The sequence below is a fragment of the Mycobacterium sp. MOTT36Y genome (assembly GCF_000262165.1).
Taxonomy (GTDB): Bacteria; Actinomycetota; Actinomycetes; order Mycobacteriales; family Mycobacteriaceae; genus Mycobacterium; species Mycobacterium intracellulare.
Genome location: NC_017904.1, coordinates 5,409,127 through 5,427,043 on the forward strand (window position 1 = coordinate 5,409,127; position 17,917 = coordinate 5,427,043).

At 68.1% G+C, this 17,917-nt stretch carries 20 protein-coding genes; 4 read left to right on the forward strand and 16 right to left on the reverse strand.

Going from position 1 to position 17,917, the window contains the following annotated elements; translation table 11 throughout:
* Positions 1-17: 17 nt before the first annotated feature.
* The 9 genes from W7S_RS24780 to W7S_RS24820 all read right to left on the reverse strand — a co-directional run bounded on the left by W7S_RS24780 (position 18) and on the right by W7S_RS24820 (position 9,421).
* The gene (locus W7S_RS24780; protein ID WP_008262046.1) at positions 18-881 is read right to left on the reverse strand and encodes an SDR family oxidoreductase; all 864 of its coding nucleotides are present in this window, start codon (positions 879-881) and stop codon (positions 18-20) included.
* A gap of 56 nt (positions 882-937) precedes the next feature.
* Positions 938-2,371, reverse strand: coding sequence for an aldehyde dehydrogenase family protein (locus W7S_RS24785; protein ID WP_009956640.1), 1,434 nt, complete (start codon positions 2,369-2,371; stop codon positions 938-940).
* A 105-nt stretch (positions 2,372-2,476) separates the two neighbouring features.
* Positions 2,477-4,054: an LCP family protein gene (locus W7S_RS24790; RefSeq protein WP_008262049.1), complete on the reverse strand. Its 1,578-nt coding sequence runs from the start codon at positions 4,052-4,054 to the stop codon at positions 2,477-2,479.
* Between the two features lie 52 nt (positions 4,055-4,106).
* Complete coding sequence (locus W7S_RS24795) at positions 4,107-5,048, reverse strand: class I SAM-dependent methyltransferase (protein WP_008262051.1); 942 nt, start codon at positions 5,046-5,048, stop codon at positions 4,107-4,109.
* Between the two features lie 33 nt (positions 5,049-5,081).
* Positions 5,082-6,023: a class I SAM-dependent methyltransferase gene (locus W7S_RS24800; protein ID WP_008262053.1), complete on the reverse strand. Its 942-nt coding sequence runs from the start codon at positions 6,021-6,023 to the stop codon at positions 5,082-5,084.
* Between the two features lie 75 nt (positions 6,024-6,098).
* Positions 6,099-6,734, reverse strand: coding sequence for a TetR/AcrR family transcriptional regulator (locus tag W7S_RS24805; protein ID WP_041298126.1), 636 nt, complete (start codon positions 6,732-6,734; stop codon positions 6,099-6,101).
* Positions 6,735-6,736: 2 nt separating this feature from the next.
* Entirely contained in the window at positions 6,737-7,720 is a 984-nt protein-coding gene (locus W7S_RS24810; RefSeq protein WP_014712547.1) for a pirin family protein, read from the reverse strand.
* A 151-nt stretch (positions 7,721-7,871) separates the two neighbouring features.
* On the reverse strand, positions 7,872-8,420 hold the full coding sequence (locus tag W7S_RS24815; protein WP_008262065.1) for a Dps family protein: 549 nt from the start codon (positions 8,418-8,420) through the stop codon (positions 7,872-7,874).
* An 89-nt stretch (positions 8,421-8,509) separates the two neighbouring features.
* A complete protein-coding gene (locus W7S_RS24820; RefSeq protein ID WP_008262067.1) occupies positions 8,510-9,421 on the reverse strand; it encodes a DNA-3-methyladenine glycosylase in 912 nt (303 codons plus the stop codon).
* Between the two features lie 62 nt (positions 9,422-9,483).
* Between W7S_RS24820 and W7S_RS24825 the strand changes: the two genes are divergently transcribed.
* Positions 9,484-9,882, forward strand: a complete 399-nt coding sequence (locus W7S_RS24825; RefSeq protein ID WP_009956648.1) for a nuclear transport factor 2 family protein — start codon at positions 9,484-9,486, stop codon at positions 9,880-9,882.
* Here the strand turns inward: W7S_RS24825 and W7S_RS24830 are convergent.
* The 4 genes from W7S_RS24830 to W7S_RS24845 form a co-directional block, all read right to left on the reverse strand.
* Positions 9,876-10,256 carry a DUF427 domain-containing protein gene (locus W7S_RS24830; protein WP_008262071.1) on the reverse strand — a complete coding sequence of 127 codons (381 nt, stop codon included), beginning with the start codon at positions 10,254-10,256 and terminating at the stop codon, positions 9,876-9,878. The genes W7S_RS24825 and W7S_RS24830 overlap by 7 nt on opposite strands.
* Positions 10,257-10,306: 50 nt before the next feature.
* Positions 10,307-11,134 carry a class I SAM-dependent methyltransferase gene (locus tag W7S_RS24835; RefSeq protein ID WP_014712548.1) on the reverse strand — a complete coding sequence of 276 codons (828 nt, stop codon included), beginning with the start codon at positions 11,132-11,134 and terminating at the stop codon, positions 10,307-10,309.
* A 78-nt stretch (positions 11,135-11,212) separates the two neighbouring features.
* Entirely contained in the window at positions 11,213-12,232 is a 1,020-nt protein-coding gene (locus W7S_RS24840) for an NAD-dependent epimerase/dehydratase family protein (RefSeq protein WP_008262076.1), read from the reverse strand.
* On the reverse strand, positions 12,229-12,735 hold the full coding sequence (locus W7S_RS24845) for a nuclear transport factor 2 family protein (protein ID WP_008262078.1): 507 nt from the start codon (positions 12,733-12,735) through the stop codon (positions 12,229-12,231). The genes W7S_RS24840 and W7S_RS24845 overlap by 4 nt, the downstream gene beginning before the upstream one ends.
* Before the next feature lie 75 nt (positions 12,736-12,810).
* Here W7S_RS24845 and msrA point away from each other — a divergent pair, with 75 nt between their 5' ends.
* Positions 12,811-13,323 carry a peptide-methionine (S)-S-oxide reductase MsrA gene (gene msrA / locus W7S_RS24850; RefSeq protein WP_008262080.1) on the forward strand — a complete coding sequence of 171 codons (513 nt, stop codon included), beginning with the start codon at positions 12,811-12,813 and terminating at the stop codon, positions 13,321-13,323.
* 15 nt (positions 13,324-13,338) lie between these two features.
* Here the strand turns inward: msrA and W7S_RS24855 are convergent, their stop codons facing one another.
* Positions 13,339-14,664, reverse strand: coding sequence for a cytochrome P450 (locus tag W7S_RS24855; protein WP_008262081.1), 1,326 nt, complete (start codon positions 14,662-14,664; stop codon positions 13,339-13,341).
* Positions 14,665-14,805: 141 nt separating this feature from the next.
* Here W7S_RS24855 and W7S_RS24860 point away from each other — a divergent pair, with 141 nt between their 5' ends.
* On the forward strand, positions 14,806-15,411 hold the full coding sequence (locus tag W7S_RS24860) for a TetR/AcrR family transcriptional regulator (protein WP_008262083.1): 606 nt from the start codon (positions 14,806-14,808) through the stop codon (positions 15,409-15,411).
* A 106-nt stretch (positions 15,412-15,517) separates the two neighbouring features.
* Positions 15,518-15,730 (forward strand): molybdopterin-binding protein, encoded by a 213-nt coding sequence (locus W7S_RS24865; RefSeq protein WP_008262084.1) that lies wholly within the window; start codon positions 15,518-15,520, stop codon positions 15,728-15,730.
* 25 nt (positions 15,731-15,755) lie between these two features.
* On the opposite strand, the gene W7S_RS24870 is transcribed toward W7S_RS24865, so the two are convergent.
* Positions 15,756-16,643 carry an alpha/beta fold hydrolase gene (locus tag W7S_RS24870; protein WP_008262085.1) on the reverse strand — a complete coding sequence of 296 codons (888 nt, stop codon included), beginning with the start codon at positions 16,641-16,643 and terminating at the stop codon, positions 15,756-15,758.
* 29 nt (positions 16,644-16,672) lie between these two features.
* Positions 16,673-17,917 carry a sulfotransferase gene (locus tag W7S_RS24875; RefSeq protein WP_008262086.1) on the reverse strand — a complete coding sequence of 415 codons (1,245 nt, stop codon included), beginning with the start codon at positions 17,915-17,917 and terminating at the stop codon, positions 16,673-16,675.

The following is a 17,917-nucleotide window of genomic DNA, read 5'->3' on the forward strand; positions in this document are numbered from 1 at the left end:
ACTCGGGAAGGCCGGGCTCAGCCCAGCTTGAAGCTGGCCTGCTGGGCGGCGGACAGGTCGGTGATCTGGCCCCACTTGGCGGCGATGTCCTCGACCGACGGCACGCTGTCGAAGGTGATGCCGTCGTTCTGGAACAGCGCGGTGCGCTGCACCTTGCCGCCGCCGACGATGAACACCGAGTCGGTGTCGGTCAGCTCCTCGGTCATCAGGTAGGCCACCACCGGGGCGACGTACTCCGGGGTGAGCTTCTCGAAGACCTCCGGCGGCAGGATGTCCTGCGTCATCCGGGTGGCGGCGATCGGCGCGACCGCGTTGGTCTTGATGTTGTACTTGGCGCCTTCCTGGGCCAGCGTGTTGATCAGGCCGACGAGGCCGAGCTTCGCCGCGCCGTAGTTGGCCTGCCCGAAGTTGCCGAACAGCCCGCTGGTGGAGGTGGCGACGACGACCCGGCCGAAGCTCTGCTCACGGAAGTGCGGCCACGCGGCGCGGATGACGTTGTACCCACCGTAGAGGTGCACCTTGAGCACGGCGTCCCAGTTCTCGAAGGACATCTTGTGGAACGTGCCGTCGCGCAGAATGCCCGCGTTGCTCACCACACCGTCGACCTTGCCGAATTCGTCGAGCGCGGTCTTGACCATGTTCTCGGCGCCCTCGGGCTCGGCGACGCTGTCGTAGTTGGCGACCGCCCGGCCACCGGCGTCCTTGATCTCCTTGACCACCTCGTCGGCCATGTTGTGGCCGGCGCCGGTGCCGTCGCGGGCGCCACCGAGATCGTTGACCACGACGCTGGCGCCCTCCTTGGCGAGGGTCAGGGCGTACTCACGGCCCAGTCCCCCACCGGCTCCGGTGACGATGACGACGCGATCCTGCACTCCGGGCATTAGGTTCCTCTCTGCTGTGAAAAACTTTGTCTAGCAACTGGTTCGGCGAAGCCGGGTCAGAACATCCGGCGGGCCATCTTGAAGGCCCGCTCGGTGTATGGAGGGTAGATGAAGCTCGACAGGTCGGGGCGGGTGGGCTTGGTGAGGACCGCCTTGCGGTGGCTGAACTCGTCGAAGCCCCACTTGCCGTGGTAGGCGCCCATGCCCGACGCGCCGACGCCACCGAAGGGCAGCTTGGCCGTCGACACCTGGAAGGCGACGTGGTTGACCAGCATGCCGCCCGCCGGCACCTCCTTGATCACCCGCTCGCGGGTCTCGCGCCGCTTGGTGAACAGGTACGCCGACAGCGGCTTGGGCCGCGAGTTCACGAAACGTATTGCCTCGTCCAGGTTTTGGACGGTGATCACCGGCAGGACCGGACCGAAGATCTCGTTCCGCATCAGCGGGCCGTCCGGGTCGGGGTCCACCACCACCGCGGGCTGGATGCGCAGCGTCGACGCGTCGCATGCCCCGCCGACGGTGACCGTGCCGTCCTTGCCGGAAAGGTAGCCGCTGATCCGGTCGAACTGCCGCTGGTTGACCACCCGCATGCCGTCCGGTTTGTCGGAGGTGAACTTGGTGATGGCGGCGCCGATCTTGTCGACCAGTTCGTCGCGAATCGTGGCGTCGGCCAACACGTAATCCGGTGCGACGCAAGTCTGTCCGGCGTTGAGCAGTTTCATCCAGGCGATCCGCTTGGCCGCCACCTCCACGTCGGCATCCGCCGCGACGATGACCGGGCTCTTGCCGCCGAGCTCGAGCGTGCAGGGCGTCAGGTGCGGCGCCGCGCCCTCATAGACCTTGCGGCCGATCTCGGTGCCGCCGGTGAACATCACCCGGTCCAGGCCCTGGGCGATGAGCTCCTGGCTGGTCGCGCCGTCGCCCTCGATGACCGCGATGGCGTCGTTGTCGAGGTACTTGGGCACCAGCTCGGCCATCACGCGCGAGGACGCGGCCGCGATTTCCGACGGCTTGAGGATCACGGTGTTGCCGGCGGCGATCGCCCCGACGGCCGGGCCCAGCGTGAGGTAGAAGGGGTAGTTCCAGGCGCCGATGATCAGCACGGTGCCGTAGGGCTCGTATTCCACCCAGCCGCGGCCGGGCAGCTGCGGCAGCTCCAGCAGTTGATACTTGCGCCGCGTCCACTTGCGCACGCGCTTGGCCGCGTACTTGGCCTCACCGGCGGTGGTGGCGATGTCGGCGATGTAGGCCTCGAAGGGGCTGCGGTCCAGGTCTTCGGCGAGCGCGGCGGCCAGCGCGGCCTCGTTCTCCTCCATCAGCTTCACCAGCTGCAGCAACTGCCGCTTGCGCCAGTCGACGTCGCGGGTGCGTCCGGTGGCGAAGGTCTGACGAAGCCGGGCAACCGTGGCGGCGACGTCGGCCGAGCCGGTCCCGTTCGTGGAGTCCTTGGAGAGCGATGCCTGCGATGCAACCGATTCGGTGGTCATCATTGTCCTTCCCGAGCAGAGTCCCGCCGCGGGGCGGCCGCTCATCGGTGATAACCGCGATACTAACCAGCCGGTTGGGAGAGCAGTAGAAAGGATCGGGCCGCGCGGTTACTTGACGCAGGGGACGCTCGAGTCCGTCATCTGGCTGAGGTCGGTCGGCGCCGGGGCGCGGTCGCCGCTGCCGGTGGCGGCGACCGCACTCACCTGCCCGGACGACGGCGCGTCGCCGGCCGCGCCGGGTTGGGCTTCGGAATGGGAGAGGTAGTCCGCCGCGGGAAACCGCGTTCCCACGGTCAGCCGGACGGTTCCGGAGGCCACCGAGGGATCCGCGGTCGCGGGCACGCGCAGTTGCTCGGACAGGACCTGCGCTCCCGCGTCGGCCCCGGGACCGTATTCGATCGTGCTGTCGTCGGCGGGGGCGGCGGCAGTCGTGGCGCTGCCCCGGGTGAAGCCCCGGCCGGTGAGGGCCTCCTCGAGGGCGGCCGCGAGTCCGTCGCGCGAGCTGGCGTTGACGACGTCGAGGATGACGGGTTCGGTCAGCGCGGGCGGTGACTGGGCCGCCGGCGACGCGGCGTCGAGCGCGGCCGGCGCGTCGGACATGAAGCGCTCGTTGACGATGCGCCGGATGGCCGCAAGGTCGACGAGGTTGATGTCGGAGCCGTTCGCGTCCTTGCCGAAGCCGGAGATCGGCAGGGTGTACAGCGACAGCGGCCGCCCGGTCAGCCGCGAGGCCCGCGCCGCGAACTGCCCGAGGTCGAGCCCGGCGTCGACGGCGACGTTGTCCCGGGCGACCTCGAGCATTTTGCGCAGCCCGCTCATGCTGGACAGCGCGCCGCCGCTGCGGGCCGCCTCGACCAACGACACCAGGAACGCCTGCTGGCGCCGCGTCCGATCGAAATCGGTGAACGAGCCGTCGTTTTCGTCGCGCCGCTGCCGCACGAAGGCCATCGCGTCGGCCGCATCGATGCGCTGCACACCCTGATGGAAGTCCGCGCCCGAGTAGCTATCACGCGTATCGCCGTTGAGGCACACCGTGATTGGCTCCACCGCCTTGGCGATCTGGTAGAAGGCGCCCAACGTGACCTCGACGAAGTGGTCGACCGAGATACCCAAAAAGTCGCTGACGGCGCTGATTTCGGCCTTGCGGCCGGCCTCGCGGGCGGTTTGCTCGCGGGCCGCCAGATCGGTCGACCCCGCGCCGCCCGAGTCCCCGGCGGCCTGCGTGTTCAACGATTGCTGATACGCCAGGCCGTACGCCTGCTTGATCTTGCCCGTGCACACCGAGCCGGGGCAGCCCGGCAGCTCGGCGTAGTCGTCGCGGGGAATCGACACCGCGGTGACGGGCCCGTCACGGTCCGAAATGTGCACGACGATAAGCACATTGGCGTTGTAGCCGCCCGAGGTTTCGTCGCCGGCGTGCAGCGCGTCGTAAACCTCCTGCGGTAGCGGCCGACCGTTCTGGTCCAACCGGCTGTCCAGGCCCATCAGCAGGATGTTCTGGTTGTCGCCGAGCGAGGCCGCCCCATTCGGCAGCGCGTGGGAGATGATGATCCGGCCCAGGGCGGTGTGGTAACCCGTCCAGCCGATTCCGGTGATGGCCATGACGAAGGCCGAAGCGATGCCGGCGACGAGCCGGCCCTTCAACAGCACCCAGCGGTGTGATCGCTGCGCCGCGCCGCCGCCCATAATGAGTCATCATTATGGGCGATGACCTGCCGATACGGCGGTAACCGCGCCGTTACAGGCGCTCGGCGATCACGAAGTCGGAGAAGGCGTCCTTGTCCTGGTCCAGCTCGAAACTCTGCACCCCGCGGTTCAGGCGGTGCATCTCGTCGATCGAGTTCTGCGCCGTGGCGCGCCAGCCGTGGTCGTTGAGCCAGTCGGCGAGGTTCGCGCGGTGCTCGTCGCGGTACATCAGCTCGCCGACGTCGATGGTCTCCTCCAGGCCGAGCTGGTCGGCGACCTTCTTGAACCGTTCCCGCATCTGCTGGCGCCGCTCCTCGGCGTGCATCGGTGCGGTTTCGGCGGAGACCCGGCTGCCGGCCGGACTCAGCTCGCCGATCTGCGTGAACAGCTTGTCCTGCGCCTCGGCGGGCAGGTACATCAGCAGTCCCTCGGCCAGCCAGGCGGTCGGCCGGGTCGGGTCGAAACCCGCGGCGCGCAGCGCGGCCGGCCAGTCTTCGCGCAGGTCGATCGCCACCTCGCGGCGATCGGCGGACGGCGTGGCGCCGCTTTCGGCCAGCGTGGTGGTCTTGTAGTCCAGCACCTGGGGCTGGTCGATCTCGTACACCGTGGTGCCGGCCGGCCAGTCGAGGCGGTAGGCCCGCGAGTCCAGCCCCGACGCGAGGATCACCACCTGCCGGATCCCGGTGGCGACGGCGTCGGCGAAGTACTCGTCGAAGAAGTGGGTCCGCACCGCCTGGTAGCCGCGCATGTGCTGGATCCGGGCGGCGGATTCCTCATCGATGGCTTCGATCTTGGCCACGACGTCCGGGTCGAGCATGGCTTCCCACAGGACGTCGGCACCGGCGTTGTTGACGAGCAGCCGGGCGTAGGGATCGCGGATCAGCGCGTCGGGCTGCTCGGTCTCGATGGCCCGCGCGGCGGCCACCATGACCGCGGTGGTGCCGACGCTGCTCTTGATGTCCCAGGTGTCGTCGTGGGTGCGCAGCGAGCTCATGCATTAACTCCTTGGGTCTTGGGCAGGCGAAGGTCAAAAGGCGGTTTCGCCGAGGCGCGCCCGCAGCAACGTGCTGCGCACCGCCTCGTCGGAAAGGTCGTCGGGCACCGCGCGGCCGAGTCGGGCCATCTCCTCGCGGTTGTCCACGGCGTGCACGTGCCAGCCGTGGTCGGAAAGCCACGCGGCGGCGTCCGAGCGGTCCGGCTCGTGGTAGGTCAGCGCCTGGACGTTGACGTCCAGGCCGAGCCGCTCGCGCATCCGCAACCAGCGCTGCGAGTTGCTCCGCGAGTTGATGCCGAACACCTCGATCGCGACCTGGCTGCCGGGCGCGCTGAGCGCGGTCAACATCTCGAACAGCCGGTCCTGGGCGTCGCTGGGCAGGTACGGCAGCAGCCCCTCGGCCAGCCAGGCGGTCGGCTGCGTGCGGTCGAATCCCGCGGCGGCCAACGCGGCCGGCCAATCCTCGCGCAGGTCCGCCGGGACGGGATGGCGGATCGCGGTGGGCACGGCGCCGTGCTGCTGCAGGATGCCCGACTTGTACTGCAGCACCTTGGGCTGGTCGATCTCGTAGACCGTGGTGCCGGTGGGCCAGTCCAGCCGGTAGGCCCTCGAATCCAGGCCCGCGGCCAGAATCACCGCCTGCCGGATCCCGGAACGCACTGCGCCGTCGAAGTATTCGTCGAAGAAGTGGGTGCGCACGGCCTGGTAGTCGATGCCGGTCCGGTGCGCGCGCCGCCCGTGCTGATCGTCGGCGAGCCAGGACAGCTCCGGGTCCGCCAGCCGCGCCCACGCGGGGCCGGCCGACGACACCAGCAGGCGGGCGAACTCGTCACGAATCAGCGGGTCGGCGCCGGCGGTCTCCGCCGCGCGCGACGCGGCGACGCCCAGCGCGGTGGCGCCGACGAGTTCGGTGATGGACCAGCTGTCGCCGGCAGACCGCACGGAAGGCGGCATCGAGGCATCCAGGTCAGTCATATCCCGACCATGGTACCGGGATAAGTTAGTTAGCCTATACGCTTTGTGCGCAACTTCACTGCGCCGCCCGGCGGGCTAGGCCCCCGGACGCCAGAGCGCGCCCTCCAGCAGCTGGCGCAGCATTCCGGTGACGGCCAGCATCTGCTGGTAGCTCTCGACGTAGCCCGCGTACAGGCCCACCCCGCAGATGATGACGAGCAGGGTTTCGACCAGTGCCGACGCATCGACGTCCGCCGCGAGCTCACCGTTTTCGATCGCGTCGTTGACGGCGCGCAACAGGAACTCGCGGCACACGCGCACCGACGAGTTGTCGGTTCCGGTCAAATCCGGATGGCGCTGGGACTCGAGTACGCCGCTGATTAAAAACGCCGATCCGGCGGGATTTTCCGAATTAGCCCTAACGGCCACGGAGATGAAGGCCGTCAGCCGCGCGACCAGCCCGGTTTCGGCGTCCGCCTCTTTGATACCGGCCGCAATGACGAATTCGTTGGTGTCCTCCAGAACTTCCCGATACAACGCTCGCTTGCTCGAAAAGTAATGGTTGATCGCCGGGCGGGTCAGGTCGGCACGGGAGGCGATGGCCTGGAACGTCGCGCCGTCGTAGCCGCGTTCGCTGAACACCAAACGAGCAGCTTGGATGATTCGTTTCCGGGTCTCGTCCGCCTTCGCCGCAGGCGGACGGCCCGGCCTGCGAGTCCCCCGTGGAAGCATTGCTAGAGTGTGCCACCGCCATGGTGGGGCATTAGTGCATTTGGCGGAATAGCGCCAAATTTTCCGGCTTGATAGTCCTCGAGCGCCTCGATCAATTCCGCGCGAGTGTTCATCACGAAAGGCCCGTAGTGGAATACCGGCTCGCGAATGGGCCGCCCACCTAGAAGCAGGACATCAATGGCGGTCGCGTCGCCCCAATCCCGAGCTCGCTCCGCCCCGACGGTGATCCGGTCGCCTGGGCCCAGGACCGCCAGCTGCCCCTGGTGGATCGGGTGGGCGACCGGCCCGACGTACCCGCTGCCCGACAGCACGTACACGAGCGCGTTGAAGTCGCGCCGCCAGGGGATGTTGAGCCGGGCGCCGTTCTCGACCGTCGCGTGCGCGAGCGTGACCGGCGTGTGCGTGACCCCGGGCCCCCGGTGGCCGTCGATCTCGCCCGCGATGATGCGGATCAGAGCCCCGCCGTCGTCGGACGCGACCAATGCGGCGTCACCACCCTCGATGGCCTGGTAGCGCGGCGGCGCGAACTTGTCCTTCTTCGGCAGGTTCACCCAGAGCTGGACGCCGTGGAACAGTCCGCCGCTCTCGACGAGTTCGGCCGGCGGCGTCTCGATGTGCAGGATGCCCGAGCCGGCGGTCATCCACTGGGTCGCTCCGTCGGTGATCAGCCCCCCACCGCCGTGGGAGTCCTGGTGCGCGAATTTCCCGTCGAGCATGTAGGTCACCGTTTCGAAGCCGCGGTGCGGGTGCCAGTCGGTGCCCCTGGGTTCGCCGGGCTGGTAGTTCACCTCGCCCATCTGGTCCATGTGGACGAAGGGATCCAGGGCGGCGCTACCGACCCCGGCGAAGGCGCGCACGACCGGGAACCCCTCACCCTCGTACCCGCGCGGGCCCGTGGTGATCGATCGCACTGGCCGCTCGGTGTCGGCGGGGCCGGGGCCGCGGACGCGCGGCAATGTCAGTGGGTTGGCCGTAACTGCAGGCATTTGACCTCCTCGTAGAGCGGACTACCCGGTATAACCGGACTAGGGTCCACTTATTCCGGGCGGTCGGCACCTGCGTGGCGGCCAAGCCGACGCGCCATCGCCCCGGCATCGATTTGCCGGGGCGATGGCGCGAAGTGTGCGACTGAGGGTGTCAGGATTTGCTGCGCGCACTCTTGGCGGCGGACTTCTCGGTGCTCTTGCCCGCGTGGGCGAGCTGACCGCCGGCGCTTTCCAGGTGCGCCCGGACGAACCACTGGAACTTCTCCAGCTGGCCCGCCTGGCCGATCAGCAGGTCCTGGGTCACCGGGTCGAGTTCGTCGGTCTCGTCGATGTATTGGCGGATGTCCTCGATCACGCCGTTGTAGACGAGGTCCAGCGCGGCCAAGTGGGCCTGGACGGTGTCGCGGCCCACCGAATAGTCGTCCCACGAGCGGTCCTTGATGATGGCACCCGGCGTGCCCTGCGGCGAAGAGCCCAGGGCGGCAATGCGTTCGGCGACATCGTCGGCGAAGCCACGCACGGCCTCCACCTGCGGGTCGATCATCTCGTGCACGCCGATGAAGTTCGGGCCGACCACGTTCCAGTGAATGTGCTTGAGCGTCAGGTGAAGATCGTTGTAGGTGCTCAACTGTTTTTGCAGCAGTTCGGTGAGCCGCGCCGCCTGCTTGTCGGTCAATCCCGGAATTGTGAACTGAGTCATCGCGTGTTTCCTAGCTTCCTTCCGTGGGGTTCCCACACACTTTCTTGCTCTGCTGGGTACCCGATGGCGACGCCGAAAAACGCGACGGATCACAGTGAGTGGATTTGCTGCACCGGCAGGCGCGGGCCCCGGCGCGGTTCGTAGGCCAATCCGCTGGCCTCGAGCAGCCGGACCACGCGCTGGCGATGTGGCCGCATCGGCTCCAGCAAGTCGAGCATTCCCGCGTCGTCGACGGGCTCACCCAGCAGTGTCCAGCCGATCATCTTGGGGATGTGGTAGTCGCCCACCGATACGGCGTCGGCGTCGCCGAAGGCGCGTTGGGCCGTCTCCGCGGCGGTCCATTCCCCCACGCCCGGCAGGGACGTCAAGGCCGCCCGCGCCTGTGCCGCCGGCCGTGATGTCAGCCGCTCCAGCGACGCGGCGCGCTGCGCGCAGGTCACCACCGTTTGTGCGCGCCTGGGGTCGACGTTGGCGCGATGAAACTCCCACGACGGGATGGTTCGCCACCGCTGCGCCGACGGCGCCACCCGCATGCCCTCGGGGGCGGGCCCCGGCGCCGGTGTCCCGTACTTGGTCACCAGCACGCGCCAGGAGCGGAACGCGTCGGCGCCGGGCACCCGCTGCTCGATGATCGCCGGGATCAGCGCCTCGAGCACCAGCCCGGTGCGGCCCAGCCGCAGGTGCGGAACCCGCCGGTGCGCGGCGGCGACCGTCGGATGCCGCGGCACGAAGTCGGAGGCGTCGTCCTCGAGACCCAGCAGGGCGGGCAGCATTTCGACGAACTCACCCGCGCCGCTCCCCCACGCCACACAGTGCGCGGCGTTGGGGGCCGCGCGGCTGATCCTGGCCGTGACGGGGCCGGTGGGCAGCAGGCTGGTCCGCCAGATCGAGCCGTCGCCGGTCGCGCGGAAGCAGGGATCCGCGGGGCCGCGGCGCAGCGGCGACAACGTGTGCCCGAAGCTGGCGGCCCCGGGGAACACGACCGTGCGCGTGCTTTTCACCTGATGACTCTCCGACCGCTCGATTGACCCTGAACTCCGTCCCCAGTCAGTATTGCGGTGTGATGACGCCCTTCGATGACCCTCAGGGCGAACTGGCCTGGATGTTTTTGCAGAGCATCAGCGACGGCGGCGATCTGGACGAGGGCTTCGCGTTGCTGCGCGACGACTTCACCTTCTGGACGCTCTACACGCGCACCGCATGCGACAAGGACACCTTCCGGCGCGCGGTCGAGCGGCGCAAACAAGACCTCGAGCTGGTCATCGACCTGGTGCGCTGCGTCAACGAGGGAGAGACGGTGGTGGTGGAGGCACAGGCCACCGGCACGACGTCCGACGGCACCTCCTACGACAGCCCGTTCGTGTGCATCTTCGACACCCGCGCCGGGCTGATCGTCTCGATGCGCCTCTACGGCGACACCCGGGCGACGGCGTCCGCCCTCCCCGGATGGGTCCCCTACTGAGCCGAGACGGTGATGTCGGCCTTGTTCGGGTAGAACGCGACGTGCCCGGCGATCGCGGCGACCGCCGGATACGGCTGCTCATAGGTCCAGATCACGTCGTCGACGGTGTCACCGGACGAGGTCGTCACGCTGTAATAGCTGGCGTCGCCCTTGAACGGGCAATACGTGCTGGTGTCGGTGCGGGTGAGCCGATCCTGTTGCACGTCGGCGATCGGAATGTATTGCACCGCAGGGATTGTGGCTTCGCGCAGTTCCAGCGCGGCGGTGGTGTCGGCCACCAGTTCGCCGTTGACGCGGACCTGCACCCTGCCCTGGGTGGGTTCGATGGTGATCGGGTGCCCCGCGTTCGGCTCGAGGACTTGCCGGTGGGCCATGGTCGATACCTCCTACAGACGCCTATTGGGGCTGTAACACCCGGCCGCCGTCAACCCTTCCCGTCCGGCGGGCCGAATGCGTAGCGATGGTACTGGGACATGTTCGCGGCGGCGGGGATCAGCGACATCACCCTTCCCAGGAGTCGGGAGGAGCGTGGCAATCGTGCGAAGGTGTCCGACTCGAACCAGCGCTCGCAGGCCAGCAGCCGCACCGCCGGTACGGCCGCGATGATGTCGTCGGGCCCGTTGATCGCCCACCGCAGCGTGGATCCCGACCGTCGCACCACGGAGTTGAGCCATTGCGACTTGATCCCGAGCCAGTTGAACACGTCGAACTGCAGCTCACCCGAGCCGAACCGGTCGACCACCCGGCGCAGCAACGCGGTGCCGTCCTGCTCGGTCAGGTACATGGTCAGCCCCTCCCCGATCATCAGCGTGGGGCGATCGGTGGGGATTTCGCTCAGCCATGACGGGTCGGTGACCGAGGCGGCGATCACGCGATAGTGCTCGCGGCTCGGGTAGAGCTGGGCGCGCAGCGCCGCGACCTCGGGGTAGTCGACGTCGTACCACCGCACGTCCGGACCCGGCTGCACGCGGAAGAACCGGCTGTCCAGTCCGCAGCCCACGTGCAGCACAACCGAGCGCGGGTGCGCCGCAAGGAATTTGCGCGTCCACTCGTCGAAGTGTGCCGAACGGGTAGTGACCGACGGCGCCCGCCGGGCGGTGATGGTCGTCTTCTTCCAGTCGTAGTCGATGCGATCGACGATCTCCTTCGCGTACCGATCACCCAGGATCGGCTTGTCGAAGTCGGCGTCCAGCGCCTTGGCGTAGAACGTCGCCAGCATGGTCTGGGGAGCCCCGGTGAGATCGACGGACACTCGCTCGGTATTCACCCGCTCGAGGCTAGTCCCACGCCCAGCGCCGCGCCGCGTCCTGAACAGCGGTCGGCGTGGCGTTCAGCGGGGAGTCGCGCTCTTACCCTTGGCATTTCGCATGGCGGCCCAGAATCGGGCCGCCTCGCGGATGGACTCCTCGACCGGGCGTGGCCGCCAACCCAATTCGCGGACGGCCTTGCTGTGGTCGACGGGTGCCTCGGCGCGCATCATGCGCACCGACGCGAGGCTGAGCTCGGCGTCCTTGCCGGTGAGCCGGGCTCGCAGGCTGCCCAGGGCGCCCAGGGCGTACAGCACCGGAACGGGGATGGAACGTCGCGGCGGCGGCACGCCGGCCTCGTCGGCCGCGATCCGCACCACCTCGGTCAGCGCGATCATTCGCTCGGAGATCAGGTATCGCTCGCCGATGCGGCCGCGCTCGGCGGCCAACAGCATGGCCTCCGCGGCGTCGGTGACACCGACGACCTCCAGCTGGATGCCGTCCATGGTGAAGGGCAGCTTGCCGAAGACGGCGCCGGCGATGAACGCGCCGTGCGGGGTGCGGCCCCAGTCGCCGCTGCCGTAGGTCGTCGACACGCACATCGCGACCGCGGGCAGCCCGGATTCGGCCACGTAGCGCATCACCAGGTTCTCGGCCTGGACCCGGGATTGGACGTAGTCCGACAACCCGCGGGTGGCGACGATGTCGTCCTCGGTCGCCACGCGCCCGCGCCGCCGGCCGACCGTCGCGTAGGTGCTGGTGAAGACGAACCGGCGCAGGTCGGGTTGTGCGACCGCCACGTCGAGGACGTTGCGCAGCCCCTCGACGTTGGTGCGAAACAGCGGCGAGGTGTCGCGCAGCCAGGCGCGGGTGTCGACGACGCAGTAGTAGACGTCGTCGACCCCGTCCATGGCCTCCCGCAGCACGGCGGTGTCGAACACGTCACCGTGAAACCGGGTGAGCTCGAGGTCGTCGATGGACCGGGTGTTGGCGTTCTCGCGCACCATGGCCCGCACTTCATGGCCCTTGGCGACCAGCTGGCGCGTGACGTGTGAACCCAGAAAGCCGTTGGCGCCGATGACGAGTTTGGGCCTGGCGGTCACTGGGCGCCTCCGTATTGCTCCATGAATTGCGCGCCGGCCTCGTCGAGGGTGCCGAGCTCCTGCGCTTTGCGGCACCACTTCAACGTGGCCTGCACGAAGCGCAGCGGGTTGTAGATGTCTTCCTGCTGACGCCACAGGCCATCACCGGCATAGGTGATGATCGAGATGTTGGTCGCGCCGATGACCGTGCCGTCACCCGGATCGCGCATCGGGTTGTCGAGTTCCATGATGATGCGCCCGGTGGCCTCGTCGATCACCGACCACAGCGACGGAAACGCGACCATGTGACTGCCGGGGAAGCTGCCCATCGTCGCACTGATCCACTGCCGGACCTCGTCGCGGCCGTGCATGGTGCCCGCCGCGTGTTCGATGTACAAGACGTCGGGTGTGTAGTGCTGGACCCACGCGTCCCAGTCGTGCGACCGCGCGGCCGCATCGACGGTCGCTTCGAATTGCTCGAACGCGGCGGCCAGTTCGCTACGGGAGAACTTGGACGTGCTCATGATTTCGCGGCACCATTGCAGCTCATCGGCGGAGTGTAGCCTGGGCCTCACTGTGGCGGGTGAGGAGGACGAGCGATGACCAACCAGAAAGCGATTCTCGCCGGCGGCTGCTTCTGGGGAATGCAGGAACTGATCCGCAAGCAGCCGGGGGTGGTCTCGACCCGGGTCGGCTACACCGGCGGTGACGTCCCCAACGCGACCTACCGCAACCACGGCACCCACGCCGAGGCCATCGAGATCATCTACGACCCGGCCGTAACCGATTACCGGGCGATCCTGGAGTTTTTCTTCCAGATCCACGACCCGACAACGAAAGACCGCCAGGGCAACGACCGCGGCCCCAGTTACCGGTCGGCGATCTTCTACCTGGACGAGGAGCAGAAGCGGATCGCGCTGGACACCATCGCCGACGTCGAGGCGTCCGGCCTGTGGCCCGGCAAGGTGGTGACCGAGGTCAGCCCGGCCGGCGACTTCTGGGAGGCCGAGCCCGAGCACCAGGACTACCTGCAGCACTATCCGAACGGATACACCTGCCACTTCATCCGCCCGGGCTGGAAGCTGCCGCATCGGGCCGCCTCCAGCCAGTAGCGGTCCCCGGCGAATTCAGCGCCGGCGCACCGTGATCCGGCCGCCGTCCTTCGGGGTGAACGCCACACCGCGGCAATGCCACCGCTCACCGGGCGCATCCGTGGTCTCGATTGTCAAGTGGCGCAGCACGGTCCGGAGCACGACGTCCATTTCCATGTTGGCGAACGCCGCGCCGACGCAGCGGCGGGTCCCGCCGCCGAACGGGATCCAGGACAGCGCCGACGGTTTGGTGTCGATGAAGCGTTGCGGGTCGAACCGCCGCGGATCGGGGAACACGTCGGGGTTGTCGTGTATCTGCGCGATGCCGACGATGATCGAGTAGCCGCGCGGGATCGCCCATTCGCCGAGCCGGTAGGCCTCGGGGTAGACGTGGCGACCGGCGAAATCGATGACGGTCCTGGCCCGTTGCACCTCGAGGATCGTCGCTTGGCGCAGCTCGTTGCCGCCCTCATCGGCCCCGTCGGCCTCCTCGACCAGCCTCGCCAACAGCTCGGGGTGTCGGCTGATCCGCTCGAATGCCCATGCCAGCGTGGACGCGGTGGTCTCGTGCCCGGCGGCCAGCAGGGCCAGCAGCTCGTCGCCAATGTCCTTGTGCGACATCGCGGAACCGTCGTCGTAGGTGCTGCGCAGCAGCAGCGCCAGCACGTCGGTCCGCTCGGCGAAATCCGGGTCGGCCCGCTCCGCGGCGATCAGCTTCTCGATGACGATGTCGTATTGGCGCCGCCACTTGTCCAACCTGCCCCACGGGCCGAACCGAGGATAGCGCTTCGGCTTCGGCAGCGCCGCAAGGCGTGAGCCCAGGGTGACCCACGGCGGGATGAGCCTGCGCAGCTCGTCGAGTTCGGCCCCCTCGGCGCCGAACACCGCGCGCAGGATGGCGTTCAGCGTGATCCGCATCATCGGCGGCAACGTCGCGAACGGGCTGCCCTCCGGCCAGCCGGCCATCTCGCGCAGCGTTTCTTCCTCGATGATGCTTTCGTAATTTTTCATGCTCTTGCCGTGAAATGGCGGCGCCAACAGCCGCCGCCTCCGGCGATGGTCGTCGCCCTCGAGTCCGAATACGGAGCCGGGACCGAACAGTCTGCTCAAATTGGGTTGGATGTTGCCGAGTTCGTCTGGGCTGGTGGTGAAGATCTGCTTGGCCAGCTGTGGATCACTGACCATGATGACGCGCCCCCACATCGGCAGCCGCAGCGTGAAGACGTTGCCGTAGCGGCGTGACAGGCGTCGCATCATCATCCGCCGCGACACGGCAAAACCGACGCCCTGCACCAGCTTCGGGCTTCGGACCGCGGGGGGCAGGCGAACCGTGGCCGGCGGGACGGTGGCTAGTTCACTCATGGCGTCATTGCTCCCCACGTCTGCCGGGCCGGAGTTGGTACCGCGATGTACCACGGACCTTTCCGAGTACGGTACTCTGCAGTACCAAAGCTGACAAGGTGCGTTTCGAACCGAAAGGGGGTGCGGGCCGTGACCTCAGCAATGACAGCAACGGATGGCGACCCCGCTCTCGACGAGGTCGATCCTTTCCGCCTCCGGCTCCTCGATGGCCTGGCCACGTCGATCACCGAACGCGGCTATCGCGCCAGCACCGTCGCCGACGTCGTCCGTTGCGCGCGCACGTCCAAACGCACCTTCTACGACCACTTCGCGGGCAAGGAGGAGTGCTTTCTCGAGTTGCTGGCCGTCGACATCGAGAAACTGGGCGCGAAGATCGCGGCGTCGGTCGATCCCGACGCCGATTGGCACGCACAGATCCGGCAGGCGGTCGAGGCCTATGTCGGTTACATCGAGGCGCGCCCGGCCATCACGTTGAGCTGGATCCGTGAGTTGCCGTCGCTGGGTGCGGCCGCTCGCCCGGTCCAGCGCCGCGGGTTGCAGCTGTTGACCAGCCTGTTGATCGACCTCAGCGCCAGTCCCGGGTTCCGGCGCGCGAAGCTGCCGCCGTTGACCGCGCCCCTGGCCGTGATCCTGCTGGGCGGTCTGCGGGAGCTGACCGCACTTGCGGTCGAAGACGGAACACCGGTCCGAGAAATCGTGGAACCGGCGGTGGATGCGTCCGTAGCCCTGCTCGGCCCGCGGCATTGAGCGCGTCCGGCGCCGTAAATCGAGGTGTCGCAAGCCATCCCGGGCCCGGCCCGGCGGGGCTAGGCTCACCGCAGACCCCGCCCGTTCTGACATGGAGGATTCTGCGATGCGGCTCTCGACTCGAAACCAGCTCCGGGGAAAGATCACCGAGGTCGAACTCGGCACCGTGATGGCCGTGGTGAAGGTGACGCTCGACGGCGGCGATCAGGTCGTCACGTCGTCGGTCACCAGGGACGCCGCGACCGACCTCGGGCTCAAGGTGGGCCAGCCGGCGACCGTGTTCATCAAATCGACCGAAGTCACCATCGGCGTCGACTAGGTGCGCCGAAAAGCCCGCACCCGGTTTACTTTTCGGCGAGGAAGGCCCGGACCCGATCCAGCACGAGATCGGGTCGCTGGTCGACGATCCAATGGCCGACCCCATCGACCAGTTCGACCTCGAAATCCTTGATGTGGTCGGCATATCCCTCGGTCAGGTCGGCCGTGATCACCGGGTCTTCGGTGCCCGTCAGCCAGCGAACGGGGACGTCGACGCGGGCCCCGTCGTACTCGCCGCGCATCCAGCTCAGCATCTCCCCGGTCTGAAACGACCGGTACCACCGCGACCCCGCCTCGGCGTGGCCGGGCTGCCGCATGCATTCGAGGTACAGCCGCACGTCCTCCTCGGGCAGCGTGTAGCCGCCGCCGACCCATGACCCCAGCAGGCGGAGGAACCGCGGGTTCGACGCGCTGATCACCCGGGGGCCGATGACGGGCAACGAGATTGGGATCTGATACCAGAACCGCCAGACGTTGCGCAGCATCGACGGGGAGCGCTTGACGAACGGCGCCGAGGTGTTCACCCCGAAAAAGCCGGTCACCTTGTCCGGATGGCGCAGCATCATGATGAACGCGGCCGGTCCGCCCCAATCGTGGGCCACCAGCTTGACCGACGCGACGCCCAACCGATCCAGCACCCCGGCCAGGTCGTCGGCCATCTCGTCCTTGCGGTAGCTGGTGCGCGGCGCCGAGCTCCAGCCCGAGCCGCGCAGGTCCGGGCACAACACCCGGTACCCGTCGGCGGCCAGCGGGCCGATCAGCTCGCGCCATTCCCACCAGTTCTGCGGGAAGCCGTGCACCAGCATCACCGCCGGCCCGCTCGCCGGGCCCGCGTCGGCGACGTGGATCGTCACGCCGTTTCCGAGCTCGACGTAGCGGTGTTCGACGCCGTCCAGCGTGGGCATGGTGACCATGTGTTGAGAACGTAGCGGCTCGGAAAGGGTTAGGCCAGAAACCGCTCCACATAGGGCGCGAAGCGCCGGCGCAGGCTGTGCTCGTTCAGGCCGAACATCTCATACGACGTTTTGACGTTGCCCAGGCGTCCGCGGCGGTGACCCGCCAGGTAGCCGGCGACGGCCTGGCGCGCCTCATCGGTGTAGGGCTCGCCGGCGAGGGCGTAGACGCGCTCGGCCACGCCGGCTTCGTCGGCCATGAAGTCGTCGAACCGGATGTCGACCGAGCGGTCCGGGCCGATGGTGTCGCGGTCGCGCACCAGCGCGCTGAGCATCTGATCGAGGCGGTCGATCCAGGAGTTGGCGATCTGCTCGACCGGCACCGGCGAGCGGTGCATGCGCGCGGAGTAGGTGATCATCGTGATCATCGACAGCGCCACCGGCACCGGGTCGCGGTGGGTGAACACGACGATGCTGTCGGGGAACACCCGATCCAGCACCGGCACCTGTTCGAGGTGCTGCGGCGACTTGAGCAGCCAGCGCCGGCCCCCGCGCAGGAACTGCATCGCCCGCAGCTGGGTGGCCAGGTATTCGTAGTGCGGCGTCTGGTCATGGGACTGGTAGTAGTCACGCCAGCGGGGCACGTGGGCGAGCGTCTCCAGCAGCATCGTGGACACGTCGTTGGCCAGCAGCTGGATCTCCTCGTGGACGTGGTCGGTGGTCATTTCGTGCATGAGCGCGAAATGCGGCATCACCGTGTTGATCACCCCGACCGCGACGTCCATCCGGGCCCGCCGCGGATCCGGCTGCACGCCAACCTCGTTCGGCATCGGGAAGGGCTCGTTGCTTTCCCAGTACGGCATGGTGCGGAAGGTGGGTGGCGCCGCCAGCAGGTTGTGCAGGTGCGTGGTGCCGGTGCGGGGCAGCCCGGCGATCACCACGGGCGAGGTCAGTTCGATGTCGTTGATCTCGGGATGGCGCCGCAACAGGTCGGCCAGCAGTAGCCGGTTCTTCAGGATCTGCAGCAGCTGCCCGTAGAAGTTGACCGCCCCGGCGCCGTGCAGCCCGTCGATCTCGCGCAGCGCGGCGAGGAAGACGTCGAGCCGTTCGCGGTAGTCGTCGGGCCCGAAATCGTGCAGGCCGGTGTCCGCACTGGCCTGGGCGTGCAGCGCGTCGGCGTCCAACGGGCACTGCGGGGCCATAGCGCTCATCATGTCGAGGATCTGCTGACCCTCGACGCTGAATCGGGGCGTGGCCAGGTCATCGAGGGAAACGGAGCGAACGGCATCGGTCAC

Bases quoted from the DNA above. Each gene is read 5' to 3' on its own strand.
- W7S_RS24785 (WP_009956640.1), bottom strand. From the start codon at position 2,371: ATGATGACCACCGAATCGGTTGCATCGCAGGCATCGCTCTCCAAGGAC.
- W7S_RS24845 (WP_008262078.1), bottom strand. From the start codon at position 12,735: ATGAGCACGTCCAAGTTCTCCCGTAGCGAACTGGCCGCCGCGTTCGAG.
- W7S_RS24805 (WP_041298126.1), bottom strand. From the start codon at position 6,734: ATGCTTCCACGGGGGACTCGCAGGCCGGGCCGTCCGCCTGCGGCGAAG.
- W7S_RS24800 (WP_008262053.1), bottom strand. From the start codon at position 6,023: ATGACTGACCTGGATGCCTCGATGCCGCCTTCCGTGCGGTCTGCCGGC.
- W7S_RS24810 (WP_014712547.1), bottom strand. From the start codon at position 7,720: ATGCCTGCAGTTACGGCCAACCCACTGACATTGCCGCGCGTCCGCGGC.
- W7S_RS24830 (WP_008262071.1), bottom strand. From the start codon at position 10,256: ATGGCCCACCGGCAAGTCCTCGAGCCGAACGCGGGGCACCCGATCACC.
- W7S_RS24860 (WP_008262083.1), top strand. From the start codon at position 14,806: ATGACAGCAACGGATGGCGACCCCGCTCTCGACGAGGTCGATCCTTTC.
- W7S_RS24825 (WP_009956648.1), top strand. From the start codon at position 9,484: ATGACGCCCTTCGATGACCCTCAGGGCGAACTGGCCTGGATGTTTTTG.
- W7S_RS24795 (WP_008262051.1), bottom strand. From the start codon at position 5,048: ATGAGCTCGCTGCGCACCCACGACGACACCTGGGACATCAAGAGCAGC.
- W7S_RS24790 (WP_008262049.1), bottom strand. From the start codon at position 4,054: ATGGGCGGCGGCGCGGCGCAGCGATCACACCGCTGGGTGCTGTTGAAG.
- W7S_RS24780 (WP_008262046.1), bottom strand. From the start codon at position 881: ATGCCCGGAGTGCAGGATCGCGTCGTCATCGTCACCGGAGCCGGTGGG.
- W7S_RS24815 (WP_008262065.1), bottom strand. From the start codon at position 8,420: ATGACTCAGTTCACAATTCCGGGATTGACCGACAAGCAGGCGGCGCGG.
- W7S_RS24870 (WP_008262085.1), bottom strand. From the start codon at position 16,643: ATGGTCACCATGCCCACGCTGGACGGCGTCGAACACCGCTACGTCGAG.
- W7S_RS24865 (WP_008262084.1), top strand. From the start codon at position 15,518: ATGCGGCTCTCGACTCGAAACCAGCTCCGGGGAAAGATCACCGAGGTC.
- msrA (WP_008262080.1), top strand. From the start codon at position 12,811: ATGACCAACCAGAAAGCGATTCTCGCCGGCGGCTGCTTCTGGGGAATG.
- W7S_RS24855 (WP_008262081.1), bottom strand. From the start codon at position 14,664: ATGAGTGAACTAGCCACCGTCCCGCCGGCCACGGTTCGCCTGCCCCCC.